General features: G+C 67.4%; 14 protein-coding genes. 4 read left to right on the forward strand and 10 right to left on the reverse strand.

The features are described 5' to 3' along the window. The first annotated feature begins 15 nt into the window (after positions 1 to 15). Positions 16 to 711 (forward strand): HAD family hydrolase, encoded by a 696-nt coding sequence (locus AC3WL7_RS02920; protein WP_492749249.1) that lies wholly within the window; start codon positions 16 to 18, stop codon positions 709 to 711. A gap of 86 nt (positions 712 to 797) precedes the next feature. Here AC3WL7_RS02920 and AC3WL7_RS02925 read toward each other — a convergent pair whose 3' ends face one another. After that, a complete protein-coding gene (locus AC3WL7_RS02925; protein WP_492749250.1) occupies positions 798 to 3032 on the reverse strand; it encodes a TonB-dependent siderophore receptor in 2235 nt (744 codons plus the stop codon). Between the two features lie 226 nt (positions 3033 to 3258). Here AC3WL7_RS02925 and AC3WL7_RS02930 point away from each other — a divergent pair, with 226 nt between their 5' ends. Continuing rightward, complete coding sequence (locus AC3WL7_RS02930; RefSeq protein ID WP_079221976.1) at positions 3259 to 3537, forward strand: hypothetical protein; 279 nt, start codon at positions 3259 to 3261, stop codon at positions 3535 to 3537. Positions 3538 to 3618: 81 nt separating this feature from the next. Here AC3WL7_RS02930 and AC3WL7_RS02935 read toward each other — a convergent pair whose 3' ends face one another. The 8 genes from AC3WL7_RS02935 to AC3WL7_RS02970 are packed head-to-tail and all read right to left on the reverse strand — an operon-like array spanning position 3619 to position 9951. Beyond that, positions 3619 to 4044 (reverse strand): VOC family protein, encoded by a 426-nt coding sequence (locus AC3WL7_RS02935; protein WP_079221977.1) that lies wholly within the window; start codon positions 4042 to 4044, stop codon positions 3619 to 3621. Beyond that, the gene (locus AC3WL7_RS02940; RefSeq protein WP_492749251.1) at positions 4041 to 4517 is read right to left on the reverse strand and encodes a helix-turn-helix domain-containing protein; all 477 of its coding nucleotides are present in this window, start codon (positions 4515 to 4517) and stop codon (positions 4041 to 4043) included. The genes AC3WL7_RS02935 and AC3WL7_RS02940 overlap by 4 nt, the downstream gene beginning before the upstream one ends. A gap of 22 nt (positions 4518 to 4539) precedes the next feature. After that, complete coding sequence (locus AC3WL7_RS02945) at positions 4540 to 6471, reverse strand: response regulator (protein ID WP_492749252.1); 1932 nt, start codon at positions 6469 to 6471, stop codon at positions 4540 to 4542. After that, positions 6458 to 7327 (reverse strand): sensor histidine kinase, encoded by an 870-nt coding sequence (locus AC3WL7_RS02950; protein WP_492749253.1) that lies wholly within the window; start codon positions 7325 to 7327, stop codon positions 6458 to 6460. The genes AC3WL7_RS02945 and AC3WL7_RS02950 overlap by 14 nt, the downstream gene beginning before the upstream one ends. Next, positions 7327 to 8340, reverse strand: a complete 1014-nt coding sequence (locus AC3WL7_RS02955) for an ATP-binding protein (RefSeq protein WP_492749254.1) — start codon at positions 8338 to 8340, stop codon at positions 7327 to 7329. Before AC3WL7_RS02955 ends, AC3WL7_RS02950 begins: the two co-directional genes overlap by 1 nt. Continuing rightward, the gene (locus AC3WL7_RS02960; RefSeq protein ID WP_079221982.1) at positions 8331 to 8732 is read right to left on the reverse strand and encodes an anti-sigma regulatory factor; all 402 of its coding nucleotides are present in this window, start codon (positions 8730 to 8732) and stop codon (positions 8331 to 8333) included. The genes AC3WL7_RS02955 and AC3WL7_RS02960 overlap by 10 nt, the downstream gene beginning before the upstream one ends. Next, the gene (locus tag AC3WL7_RS02965) at positions 8729 to 9091 is read right to left on the reverse strand and encodes an STAS domain-containing protein (protein WP_079221983.1); all 363 of its coding nucleotides are present in this window, start codon (positions 9089 to 9091) and stop codon (positions 8729 to 8731) included. Before AC3WL7_RS02965 ends, AC3WL7_RS02960 begins: the two co-directional genes overlap by 4 nt. Then, the gene (locus AC3WL7_RS02970; RefSeq protein ID WP_492749255.1) at positions 9091 to 9951 is read right to left on the reverse strand and encodes an STAS domain-containing protein; all 861 of its coding nucleotides are present in this window, start codon (positions 9949 to 9951) and stop codon (positions 9091 to 9093) included. Before AC3WL7_RS02970 ends, AC3WL7_RS02965 begins: the two co-directional genes overlap by 1 nt. A 226-nt stretch (positions 9952 to 10177) precedes the next feature. On the opposite strand from AC3WL7_RS02970, the gene AC3WL7_RS02975 reads away from it, so the two are divergent. Continuing rightward, positions 10178 to 12364 carry a hypothetical protein gene (locus tag AC3WL7_RS02975; protein ID WP_492749256.1) on the forward strand — a complete coding sequence of 729 codons (2187 nt, stop codon included), beginning with the start codon at positions 10178 to 10180 and terminating at the stop codon, positions 12362 to 12364. Between the two features lie 77 nt (positions 12365 to 12441). Continuing rightward, complete coding sequence (locus tag AC3WL7_RS02980) at positions 12442 to 12927, forward strand: TspO/MBR family protein (RefSeq protein WP_492749257.1); 486 nt, start codon at positions 12442 to 12444, stop codon at positions 12925 to 12927. Positions 12928 to 12934: 7 nt separating this feature from the next. On the opposite strand, the gene AC3WL7_RS02985 is transcribed toward AC3WL7_RS02980, so the two are convergent. Beyond that, on the reverse strand, positions 12935 to 13234 hold the full coding sequence (locus AC3WL7_RS02985; RefSeq protein ID WP_108759875.1) for a hypothetical protein: 300 nt from the start codon (positions 13232 to 13234) through the stop codon (positions 12935 to 12937). Positions 13235 to 13266: the final 32 nt, after the last annotated feature.

Consider the following 13266-nt stretch of genomic DNA (forward strand, 5'->3'; position numbering starts at 1 on the left):
TGCAAGGAGTTCCTGATGTCCCCCTTCCCCTTCGATGCCGTGCTGTTCGACTGCGATGGCGTCCTCGTCGATTCCGAGCCGCTGGTGGCCCGCGTGCTTTCGGAAATGCTGACCGAGCGCGGCTGGCCGCTGACCCAGCAGCAGGCCGGCGAGATTTTCCTCGGCAAATCCGTGGCGGGCCTGGCTGGCCTGATCGAGGAACGCACCGGCAAGCCCTTCACCGAGGCGTGGCTGGATGAATTCCGCCACCAGCGCAACGTGGCGCTGGAGCGCGACCTGGTTGAAATCCCCGGCGCGCCGTCCGCCGTGCGTGCCCTGCAGGCGGCCACCGGCGGCAGGATCGCCTGCGCCTCGGGCGCCGATCTGCTGAAGGTGCGCCTGCAGCTGGGCAAGATCGGCATCCTCGATGCCTTCGGCGGGCAGATCTTCAGTGGCCAGGATCAGCCGCGGACCAAGCCGCACCCCGATGTATACCTTGCCGCCGCCGCGTCGCTGGGCGTCGATCCGACCCGCTGCGCGGTCATCGAAGACACCGTGACCGGCGCCACCGCGGGCGTTGCTGCCGGCGCCACGGTGTTCGGTTACAGCCCGGGCGGCCAGTACCACAGCACGCCCGAAGCCCTGCGAGCCGCCGGTGCCCGCGTGATCTTCGAGTCGATGCACGAACTGCCGGCCGTGCTGGCCGCGTACGCCGCCAACGCAGCCGCGTGATCGGCGCTGCCGCCGCCCCTTCCGGGTGCGGCGGCAGCCTTGCATCATCAGGTGCTCAACACCAGGTGCGCATCACCAGGTACGCATCACCAGGTGAATCGCGCCGTCGCCGTCACCGTGCGGCCGGTGCCGTAGTAGCACGACGACACGCCGGTGCAGGTCGACACGAAACGCTTGTCGGCCAGGTTGCTCAGGTTCAACGACAGCAGCGTGCCCACTGCGCCATGCAGGCCGGCGTCATAGCGGATGGCCGCATCCCACAGGGTGTAGGACGGAATGCGGTACACGTTGGCACTGTCACCATAGCTCGTGCCGTTGTAACGCACGCCCGCCGCCAGGCTCAGGCCTTCCAGCGCACCTGCCTGGAAGGTGTAGTCCCCCCACAGCGAGGCGGTCCAGTCGGGCACCATCGCCAGCTCCTTGCCGCGGTAGCCGTTGTTGCTGCGGGTGACTTCCGATTCCATCCACGACGCAGCGCCGATCACGCTGAAGCCCTGCAGCGGGGTGACGCGGCCTTCCAGTTCGACACCGCGCACGCGGCCTTCGCCATCCTGCACCTGGCACTGGCTGGTGCCCGTGGTGCCACAGGTGTTGTGGCTGCTGTCCGGATCATCGGTCAGCACGTTCTGCTGGCGCAGGTCGTAGGCCGACACGGTGATCAGGCCGTCGAAGCTGGCAGGCTGGTACTTCAGGCCCGCTTCCCACTGCTTGCCGGTGATGGGATCGAACGCCGTGCGCTCAAAGGACTGCGTGGCCGTGCTGCCGGCCGGCTGGAACGATTCGGCATAGCTCAGGTACGGGGTCAGGCCGTTGTCGGCCACGTACAGGATGCCGGCGTTGCCGCTGAAGGCATCGTTCTTGATGTGGCTCGGCGTGCGTGCGCCGTAACGGTCGGTGGCCACGGTATAGGCCTGGGTCCAGGTGTCATCCTTGGTCCAGTCGTAACGGCCGCCGACGGTGAAGCGCCACTTGTCCAGCGCGATCTGGTCCTGCAGGTAGGCACCGGTCTGGCGGTTGATGCCACCGGAGTAGCTGATCGAGGTGGTGGCCGGGATGTAGCCGCTGTAGACCGGGTTGAAGATGTCGATGGCGGTGGGCGTATCGGTGGCCGTGCCCATTGCGCCGCGCGCGGCGGTCCAGTCGGCCTTCTGCCAGTCCACGCCCACCAGCAGGGTGTGCTCGGCGGCGCCGGTGCTGAACGTGCCGGTCAGGCGGGTATCGGCGGTATCGCCGCGCGAATCGCCTTCGCCCCAGGTGGAACGACGCTTCTGCGTGCGGCCATCGGCGTTCAGCGCGCCGTTGGTCACCACGCTGCGGAAGGTCGATTCCACGTTCAAGCGGCGCGCGCTCTGGCTCAGCGTCCAATGGTCGTTGAAGGCGTGTTCAAACAGCCAGCCGCCGGACCAGATGGTGCGGTCATAGGTGTTCCAGGTCGGCTCACCAATGAACGTGCTGTTCTTCATGTGGCCGTGGGGCGTGGCCACCAGGGTGCCGGCCATCGGCAGGAACTGGTAGGTCGAGCCGCCATCATCGCGCTGGTACAGGCCCAGCACGGTCAGGCGGGTGCGTTCGGCCATCTGCCAGGTATAGCTGGGGGCGAGGAACCAGTGCTCCTGGTCGGTGTGCTTGATCTGCGTGTCACCGTCGCGGTACAGGCCAACCAGGCGCCCGAGATGCCGACTGTCAGCGCTGCCGGCGCCGACGTCGAAGGCAGTGCTGTACTGGCCGTTGCCATCCACGCCCAGCTGCAGCACCTGCTGCTGGTCCGGGGTGGGCGTCTTGCTGACCTGGTTGACCATGCCGCCCGGTGCCACCTGGCCGTACATCACGGCCGAAGGGCCCTTGAGGACTTCCACGCGGTCCAGGTTCCAGCTGTCGACCATGGTCCGGTTCCACTGCCCACCCTGCGGGGCGCGCATGCCATCGACGGTGACGTTGTTGCTCCAGCTGCCGGCATCGAAGCCGCGGATGCGGAAATCATCCACGCGGTTGTCGATGCCGGTGCTTTCCAGCGAGACACCGGCCACGTAGCGCATCGCCTCGTTGAGGTTCTGCACGCCGCGTGCGTCCAGTTCCTCACGGGCGATGACCGAGACGGACTTGGCCATCTCCGCCACCGGGGTATCGGTCTTGGTTGCACCCGAGGTGTGGGTGATCGTGCGGTAGGCGTTGACGTGCACTGCATCCAGATCGGTCGGCGTGGCGCCGTCCGGCATCGCCGACTGGGCCTGTGCGGCGATCGGCAGCGCCAGCAGCGTGGCAACGGACACGGACAGCAGCGAGCGCATCGGCTCGCGGGCAAGGGAACGGGTATGGGACATGAGGAACCTGCTGATAGGAGGCGCGCCTGGGGCGGCGGCAGCGGCGCTGGTTAAGGGCGCGTTAAATCATAGCAGATGCGAATGGTTCCCACTACCATCGGCGCAACAATCGGTCGCAGCGCCGCTGCATCGATGGCCGAGCACGGTGCCTTAACCGGTGTTGCCTATGCTGTCTGCGCGTCGCACGCCTGCGGCGCGCCCGCAATGGAACGCACGAGGAGATTGCATGACCCGTCTGCACAGCCTGATCGTCACCGCCAGCCTGCTGGCCCTCAGCCCGCTGGCCCTGGCCGAAACGGTGAACCTGACCAACAGCGCCGACGGCGCCAACCGCGATGCCGGCATCACCGCAGTGAAGAAGAAACTCAGCGACGCCTGCACCGACCGCAAGGGAACGCCAAAGTCGGACTCGTTCGAGGTGGTCTTCGAGAAGACCAGCGAGAACCCGAACGTGCCGAAGCCCTATTACGTGGACGGCAAGATGCAGTGCGAGCTGCCGGGCTGAGACGCCTGCCGGCTTCGCAGATCACTGCACCCGGGGTGGCCGCAGCCACCCCATCCACGCAGACGCTGTGCGCACGCCATCTCAGTGCGCCACCCGCTCCTTCGCTGGTCGCTCGATCATTTTCCAGCCATTGCCGGATGGATCACGGAATCCAGCGTCGACCGCGCCGTAGCGCTCGACCGGCTCCTGGGTGAATTCAACGCCTTTGGCCAGCAGCTGCGCATGGCTGGCGCGGCAATCCTCGACAGCCAGCACCAGGGGCGGCATCGCGCCCTTGGCGACCAATTGCTGCAATGCCTGTGCGGTCGCCGTGTCGTGCACCGGCGGCCCTGGCTTGAACAACCCGAGCTGGAACCCCTCATCACCTGCAGCCTGCACGGTAAGCCAACGATACTCACCGCTGCCGACATCGGTATGCACCCTGAAGCCCAGGATCCTGACGTAGAAATCGAGTGCTTCGTCCTGGTCACGCACATAAAGGCCCACCACGTTCACGGTACCGGTCATAACCCCTCCTCTGTAGTGGGGCTCACGCTATCAAGCGCGGCGCGGCGTCGCTTCTCCAAAACTGCGGTCTTCAGGTCGGGGCGCTGCGCGGCACGCGCATGGCATTCCGGCATCGGCGCACGGGCATCCAGCTTGCTGCGCTCGCGCTCGCGGACCGCCCGTGGGCTGTCGCCGGCAATGTCGCGAAAGATGCGCCCGAACGTGCCGAGGCTGACCCAGCCGGTCAGTGCAGCGATCTCGGTGACAGGAAGATCGGTCTCCCGCAACAGGGCGACCGCGCGCTCGATGCGGCGGCTGAGCAGGTAGCGGTGAGGAGGTACGCCGAAGGCCTGCTTGAACGCGCGTGCAAAGTGGGCCGGCGAAACCGCGCTGACTCCCGCGAGGCGCAGCACCGGCCAGTCTTCGTGGCTGGCCCGGTCGATCTGGTCCTTGGCACGCAGCAGGCGACGCAGCAGTTCAGGGCTCTGGGACATGCGTCAAGCGTAGCCCATACGGCTACAGCGCCGCGCGCACGGCGGCCATCAGTTCCAGCAGGCTGAACGGCTTGGGCAGCAGGCTCATGCCGGTCCCGAGGAAGGTCTCGCGCACCGCGGCGCGCTCCGTATAGCCGGTGATGAACAGCACCGGCAGTACCGGATTGATCTCGCGCGCGGCATCGGCCAGTTCGCGCCCGTCCATGCCCGGCAGGCCGACGTCGGACAGCAGCAGGTCGAATGCGGGGTCATGCCTCAGCTGGCGCAGCGCCTGGCGGGCATCCGCCGCCAGCGTGACCTGGTAGCCGGCCTCGGACAGCATCTCGCCGACCATCATCCGGACCGAATCGGTGTCATCCACCAGCAGGATGCGCTCGGACTGGCCACGTGGGGGGGCTGCCTGGTCGATGCTGGCCTCGGTCTGGACCGGTTCACCGGCAGGCAGCAGCAATTCAATCTCGGTCCCCTCGCCCGGCTCGCTGGCGATGCGCGCCACCCCGCCTGACTGCCGCGCGAAACCATAGGTCATCGACAGGCCCAGCCCGGTGCCCTCGCCCTGCGGCTTGGTGGTAAAGAAGGGTTCAAAGACCTTGTCCAGCAGGTCCAGCGGGATGCCCGGCCCGTTGTCGATCACCTTCAGGCTGACATAGCGGCCCGGCGTCAACTTGTTCTCCCGCTGGACCTCGCAGGCTTCGGCGCGCAGGCGGATCAGGCCGCGGCCCGCAAGTGCGTCGCGGGCATTGATGACCAGGTTCAACACCACGTTCTCGAACTGGTTGACGTCGGCGATGGCCACCAGCGGCTCCTCGCCCAGCTCGAATTCCAGTTCGATGTTCTCGCCGATCGATCGGCGCAGCAGGTCTTCCAGCGAGCGCGTGCGTGCGACCAGGTCGAAGGGGCGCGAATCCAGCGGCTGCTTGCGCGCGAACGCCAGCATGCGCTGGGTCAGGGCGGCGGCGCGCTGGGCCGATGCGGCGGCAATGCTGCTGTACTGGGGCACCTTTTCCAGCCGGGAAGAGGCAACGGCCAGCTCGATCATGTCCAGGCCGGAGATGATGGTGGTCAGCAGGTTGTTGAAATCATGGGCGATGCCGCCGGTCAACTGGCCCAGCGAATCCATCTTCTGTGCCTGCAGCAGCTCGCCTTCGGTACGCGTGCGCTCGGCGATCTGGTGGGCCAGCTCGCTGGTGGCTGTTTCCAGTTCGGCGCGCTGTGCGCGGGCGCGCACGTGATGCTCGGTCACGTCTTCCACCACCACCAGCCCATGGCCGGTGCGGCGGTCCGGCGTCAGCCGCCATTGCGTGGTGCGCAGGCCCTGCCGGCCCGCGATGACCAGCACGCCCTGCCAGCGCTCCTGCCGGGCCAGTGCGTCCTGCAGGTCCAGCACGAACTCCTTGTTGCTGCCCATCATGGCAAACAGAGAGCCCTTGGCATCGGCGTCGCTGAGCAGGCGCGCGAACGCGGGATTGCTCTCGTGGACCTGCAGCTGCTCATCGAGCACGGCAATGGGCGCGTTGACCTGGCTGAAGATCTCCTGGAACCGCGCGTCCGCGTCACGCAATGCTTCTTCGGCCCGGCGCGCGCGCAGCAGGCTGCGCAGGGTCGCCAGCAGGACATCCGGGTCCACCGGGTGGATCAGGTATCCATCGGCGCCGTTGTCCAGGCCGGTGATCATGTCGCCGGTGGCGATCGAGGCCGCCGAAACGTGCACCACCGGCAGCAGCTGGGTGCGCGCCTGCGAACGCAGCTCGCGCACCACGTCGAAACCACTCATGTCCGGCAGGTTGACGTCCAGCACCACCGCGCCGAACTCAGAGGCGGCCAGCCGGTCGAGCCCCTCCTGCCCGGTGGCGGCTTCACTTACGCTGTAGCCATGGTGCTCCAGCACGCGCCGCACGGAATACCGCGTGGCCGCGTTGTCGTCCACCACAAGCACGCGATCAGAGTGGGGCATTGGCGGCCTCCGTCGCCTGGTCCAGTGTTACCGGAAGAATGACATGGAAGGCGGAGCCGCTGCCGGGCAGGCTTTCCACCGCAACGCGGCCACCAAGCAGTTCGGCAAAGCGCTTGCACAGCGACAGGCCCAGGCCGGTGCCGCGCAGGCGCTTCTGCAGCGGCGAATCCACCTGCACGAAGTCTTCGAACAGCGCTGGCAGCAGCTCCTGCGCGATGCCGATGCCGGTGTCGCGCACGGTGAAGCGGACTTCCACCTCGCTTTCCATTCTCGCCGACACCACCACCTGCCCTTCCGGGGTGAACTTGATGGCGTTGGAAATATAGTTGCGCAGGATCTGCGCCAGCTTCTTGTCGTCGGTGTAGAGCATCGGCAGCGGCGGCGGATCCTCGAACACCAGCTCGATGCGCTGGTTGCTCTCCACCAGCGGCCTGAACATGCCGCGCAGGGCGGCGAACAGGTCCATCAGGTCGAACCAGCCCGGCGAGATCGTGATGCGGCCCGCCTCGATCTTGGCCAGGTCCAGCAGGTCGTCCACCATCTCGCGCAGCTCCGAAGCCGAGGCGCTGACAAAGCGCACCTGGCGCAGCTGCTCATCGTTGAGCGGCCCGTCGAAGCCGTCCTCCAGCAACCGGGTCATGCTGAGGATGGAGCCCAGCGGCGTGCGGAACTCATGGCTCATGTAGGACAGGAACCGGCTCTTGAGATCGGACACCTCGCGCAGCTGCATCGCCTGCTGGTCCAGCTCGGCATACAGCGCCAGCACGCCCTGGTTGGTTTCCTCCAGCTCGGCGCGCAGGGCGGCGTTCTCGGCCGCCAGGCGCGCGTTCTCTTCCTGCATCTGTTCCTGCCCCATCACCACGCTCCCATGCGCAGGGCAACGATGCTGGCATCGTCACGCCCACGGTCGAAATCACGCTGCAGCACGGCCACCACCAGGGCCGGGTGGCGATGCACCAGGCCCGGATAGTCCTGCAACCGCCAGCGCCCCTGCAGGCCATCGCTGTGCATCAGCAGCAGGGTGCCGTGCGCGGCGTGAACGTTGAATGCCTGTGCCTTGCGGTACTGCACACCGACGATGCCGGGCATCGAGGCCAGGCCGCGGTAGGTCGCAGCATCGGCAATGCCGGCATTGATGTTGCCGATCCCGGAAAACTGCAGCTCGCCCCCGGCCAGCGGCAGGGTTGCCACGGCGACGGCGCCGCCGCGGGTGCCCGACATGGCCCGGTGCAGCGCTTCAATCAGCGGATTCGGTGACTCCACGCCCGCCTCCGCGGCCGCGCGCGTGCCGGCCTGCGCCGCATCGGTCGCAGGCAGGCCGTGGCCCAGGCCGTCGATCACGGTCAGCGTCGCCTGCCCTACGCGCACCGACAGGTGCCAGGCATCGCCGCAGGCTTCTTCACCCCGCATGGCAAGGCGCAGGGCGCCATAGGCGAGGTCAACGCGTGGACCGGCACGATCAGGATAGATGCGGGCGACGACGATCGTGCCACGCGCATCCGACCAGCTGTCGAGCAGCGCCGCCTGGCGCTTCACCGCCCCCAGCCCCAGGCCCTGGCTGCCGCCGGTGGAATAGCCTTCCACGAGCGCCTGCGAAAGCACGAAGCCGGGACCTGCGTCCACGGTGTACAGCTCGATACCGCGGGCGTCGCGCCCCTGCACGACCGAAAGATGGACCTTGCCGCCACCGCCATGGCGCAGCAGGTTGCTGGCAAGCTCGCTGGCCGCCAGCGCAACCCGGCCGCTGTCCGTTTCATCGAAACCGATCCGCGCCGCCAGGGCCAGCGCCTCCCGGCGCACCTGCCCGACCTGGGTCGATTCCTCCACGGCCACGACGCGGGTGACGTGGCCGGAGAAACTCACGTCCATTTGGTGATGGTGATGCGCGTGCCCTGGCCCGGTGCACTGTCCAGTTCAAAGACATCCACCAGCCGCCGTGAGCCGGACAGGCCCAGGCCCATGCCCTTGCCCGACGACCAGCCATCGGTCAACGCCTGCTCGATGTTGGCAATGCCGGGCCCCTGGTCGGAGAACACCAGGCGCACGCCACGGCGCAGCCCTTCATCCAGCAGCTCCCAGTCCATCTGCCCGCCACCGCCGTAGATGACGGTGTTGCGCGCCAGCTCACTGGCCGCGGTCACCAGCTTGGTCTGGTCGACCAGGCGCAGCCCGCAGGCCACCGCGGCCTGGCGCACGGCCTGGCGGGCCAGCACGACGTCCTGCTCCACCCGCACCGGTAACGTCCCCTGGCGTGCGGTCATGGCGCTTCATCACTCTGGCGCAGCAGCTTCATGCCGCGCTCCACGTTCAATGCCGTGCGCACGCCGCTCAGGTCCAGGCCCAGCTCGACCAGGGTAATGGCGACGGCCGGCTGCATGCCCACCACGACGGTGGTCGCATCCATCACCCGCGACAGCGCGGAAATGGTGGCGATCATGCGGCCGATGAAGGAATCGACGATGTCCAGCGAGGAGATGTCGATCAGCACGCCGCGCGCGGACGTGCGGCGGATGCGCTCGCTGAGGTCGTCCTGCAGGTTCAGGGCCAGCTGGTCGTGCATGTCCACCTGGATGGTGACCAGCAGCAGGTCGCCCATCTGCAGGATCGGGATGCGGTCCATCAGCGGTTGGCCTGGCTGACGGTCACGCCGTTCCGCTTCAGCGCCAGGGCCAGTGCGTCGGCCAGGTTGGCCTTGGTCACGATGCCCTGCAGGTCCAGGCCCAGGTGCACGATGGTCTGCGCGATCTGCGGACGCACGCCGCTGATGATGGCGTCGGCACCCATCAGGCGGATGGCGGTGACGGTCTTCAGCAGGTGCTGGGCAACCAGCGTATCCACGGTGGGCACGCCGGTGATGTCGATGATGGCGATTTCTGAGCCGGTATCGACGATCCGCTGCAGCAGCGATTCCATCACCACCTGGGTCCGCTGCGAATCCAGCGTGCCGATCATCGGCAACGCCAGCACGCCATCCCACAGCTTCACCACCGGGGTGGAGAGTTCCAGCATTTCTTCCTGCTGGCGCTGGATGACATCCTCGCGGGTGCGCTGGAACGCCTTCACGGTGTGCAGGCCCAGCACGTCCAGCAGTTCGGAGATCGACCAAAGCTGCTCGCCGAGCGACTGCGGGTCACCGCTGTGGTGCTGCTGCAGCAGCTGGAACAGCGGCCGCTTCAGCGAGAAGATGAAAGTGGCCGTCTCCGGCGAGCTGAACCCCTTGATCGCGCGGTCGCGCGAGAGATCCTCGAGGAAATGGCGGATGCCCTGCCATTCGCCGCCATGCAGGTTGGCTGCATCGGCCGCCGACAGGGCGGGCAGCAGCAGTTGCCAGAATTCGTTGACCTGGTTGTCCAGGTCGCGCGCGCCGATGCGGCTGTCGTCGTTCTGCCCGGCGGCGTTGAGGTTGTCCCGCCACTGCGCGATCAGGGTCGACTGATGTTCGCGGATGAGATCGATGGTGCGCTGCTGCAATGCCGCCATGGGTACGGTCCAGGTAGTTGGAAACGCCGGGGACCGACCCTGAAGGACGAGCCCCCACTCGTCAGGAAGCGTATTAAGCACTGTGAAGACGTTTTCGGCATGTGAAATTCAGATCACACGCCCCGTCACGGGTCACCGAGCGCCAGCGCTTGCCTCCACAGGCATTCACATCGCCACGCAGTCATCTTCGCGATAGTGGCGCACGCCCACCCGTCCCTGAGCCCGGATGCCCGCATTTCCAGTACGTTTCAAGCAATGGCCGCGCCCCTGGCGGGTGCTGGCATGGAGCATTGCCGGGGTCTACGCCGCCTACCTGCTGGCGGGCAACCTGTTTCTCAACACGCCCCTGTTCGACCGGGTCACCAACCACAAGCCGCAGAAGTTCGTGATGCGCACCGGCCCGGCAATCACCCTGCTGCCGGGCCATGTCATTGCCTGGAACGTGCACATGCGCGGGCACGTGAACCATACGGTGTATGTCCTGCATGCCGAGCGTGCCAGCGCCCGGCTGGCACTGTGGCCGCTGTTCCGGCGCGAAGTGCGCGTGCCGCGCCTGCAGGCCACGGGGGTGTCGGCCGAGGTCACCCGCGTCGAGGACGTGGTGCCACCGCCGCCCCGCGGGAACCAGGGGTGGACCCTGCGCTTCGACGCCATCCATAGCGATTCCATCCAGCACGCACGTTTCGGCAAGCTGCTCATCATCGGCAAGGGCAGCGGCACCGTGGGGTTCCGCAAGCAGCTGCGCGGCGGCCCCTCGGAACTGTATGACTCGCAGGTGGCCTTCGCCGATGCCAGCGCCAGCTACGACGGCGTGCAGCTGCTGGACGCGATGAAGGTGGAGGCCCGCTTCGGCTACCCCTGGCACTACCGCGACCAGGCACCGGGCATCGCCAAGTTCGAGATCATCCACGGCGCGTTGAAGGTGGATGCGCGCAGTCATGGCATCCGCGTGGACACCGATGCACGGACGCTGGCGGTCTCCAGTTCATCCAGCACCGGGCAGCTGCAGGCAGACATCACCCTCAATGGCGGCACCCTGCAGCCGGGCAGCCGCGCCGTGTGGCGCGTGCCGCTGCAGGCCGGTGCGGGCGCGCCCGATCGCGGCACGCTGGCCCTGCAGATGGACGCCGCACAGGACATCCGCCTGCAGGCACGCCTGCCGGCACGCGAGGATACGGGTGCCTCGCTGGATGCCGACCTGCGCATCAGCGGACGCAGGATTCCCTTCCGCGAGCCCGCCCAGCTCATCGAACGCACCTCCGGCCGCGTGCAGGGCGAGTGGACGTTCACTTCGCTCAACTGGATACCCGCGCTGTTTCTGCGCAAGCCGTGGCTGCAGCTCGATGGCGGCGGCACCGTGCGTGCCGACCTGCAGCTGAAGCAGGGCGAGCTTGCCGCTGGCAGTAAGGTGGACATTCCCGAGGCCGCGGCGTCGGCCGAGGTGGCGGGCGTACGCATGGCCGGTACGGCCAGCGCGCACGGTGAACTGAAGCCCGGCACGCCCACCCGCGCGGTGTTGGATGTACGCGTGCCGCGTTTCAATGCCCGCGCCGGTGGTGACAAGGGGGACACCCTGTTCGACGGCCGCGACCTGGCCCTGCAGCTCAGTGGTGACGGCCGGCTGCGCGAGTTCCGGAAGGACATGCGCGCGCGGCTGCGCTTCAACAACGCCACCATTCCCGACCTGACCGCCTACAACCGCTACCTGGGCAAGGAGCAGGTGAGGCTGCTGGGCGGCACCGGCACGCTCACCGGCGATGTGGAGCTGGATACCGATGGCCGCGTCGGCCACGGCACGGCCACGCTGCTGGGCAGCGGGGCACGGATGCGGGTGGCCGGGCTAGACCTGCTGGGCAATGCCCAGGTGGACGCCACCCTGCGCCGCGGCGACTTCAAGCAGCGCTACTTCGACCTGTCCGGCACCTCGGTACAGCTGCGCAACGTGCAGGTCGGGCAGCAGGACCGCAAGACCCCGTGGCAGGGTCGCGTGCAGTTCAAGCAGGGCCGCATCGATGCCCAGGCGCCGTTCCGGGTCGATGCCAATGCCGATCTGACCATGAGTGATGCCGGCCCCTTGCTGGCGGTGTTCGCCGAGCGCGGTGATTATCCGCGCTGGGTGCTGTCGCTGCTGGATGCCGGGCAGGTGAATGCCTCGACCCGCCTGCGCTGGCAGGCCGGCCACATCGTGCTGGATGGCCTGCAGGCGGAAAACGAGCGCCTGTCACTGCGTGCACGCCTGGATCTGCTCGACCGGAACAAGCGCGGTGACCTCTACCTGCGCTGGGGCCTGCTCGGCGCTGGCATCGAACTGGATGGCAAGCAACGCCAGTGGCATCTGGCGGGCGCACGTGAATGGTTTGACGGGCGCCCTGCCCTGCTCCCTGCTGACGGCGGCCCCGGCGCCGCGGACTGACCGTGGCAGCGCCTGCATCCAATACAGCGGCACATGCGTAGACACACAGCACTGCATATGGATCGAAAGGACCAACGATGAATCACAGACGACAGCTGTTCGGCCTGGTGGGCTGGCTGGCCGTGACCCTGGCGGCTGCGGCACTGGGTGCCCGCGCTTCGATCTCGGCCGCCACTTTCTATGGCCAGCTGGCACAGCCCGCATGGGCACCACCGGCGAGCGTGTTCGGGCCAGTCTGGACCTTTCTATATGTACTGATGGCGATCAGTGCGTGGCTGGTCTGGCGCCACGGCGGCTGGCGCGCCAACCGGACCGCGCTTGGGCTCTATGTCGCGCAACTGGTCGCCAACGTGCTCTGGAGCTGGCTGTTCTTCGGCTGGAAGCTCGGTGCAGCGGCGTTCGCCGACATTCTGCTGTTGCTGGTGCTGATCGTCGCGACCATGCTGGCGTTTGCCCGCCGTCGTGCGTTGGCAGCCTGGCTGCTGCTGCCCTACCTGGCCTGGGTCAGCTTTGCCACCGCACTCAACCATACGGTCTGGCAGCTCAATCCAGCGCAGCTGTAACCGCCCATCAGGCCGCTGGCGCGGCAGCCGCACGCCACTGCCGCAGCGCGGCACCGCTGAAGGCCTGCTGGCCACAGCCAGCGGGGCACCGCACCACGCGGGCGGACGACGTGCTGACCAGGCCAGCGCCTTCTTCGGCCTTGAACACGGTCTCGCAGGCTGTGCAGCGCGCCACCAGGGCATACAGGTGCACGATGCGGCCACTGCACGGATCCTGCAGGGCACTGACGTCGAGCAGCTCGAAGTGGCCGCTGTCCGGCATCGGCCGACGGGGGAAGGAGAACGGAACGGAAGGCTGCAGGTCCACGCGGCGTCGCCAGGAGAGGGATGCAGTGCAAT

This window comes from Stenotrophomonas sp. FW305-3-2-15-E-LB1, assembly GCF_058787375.1.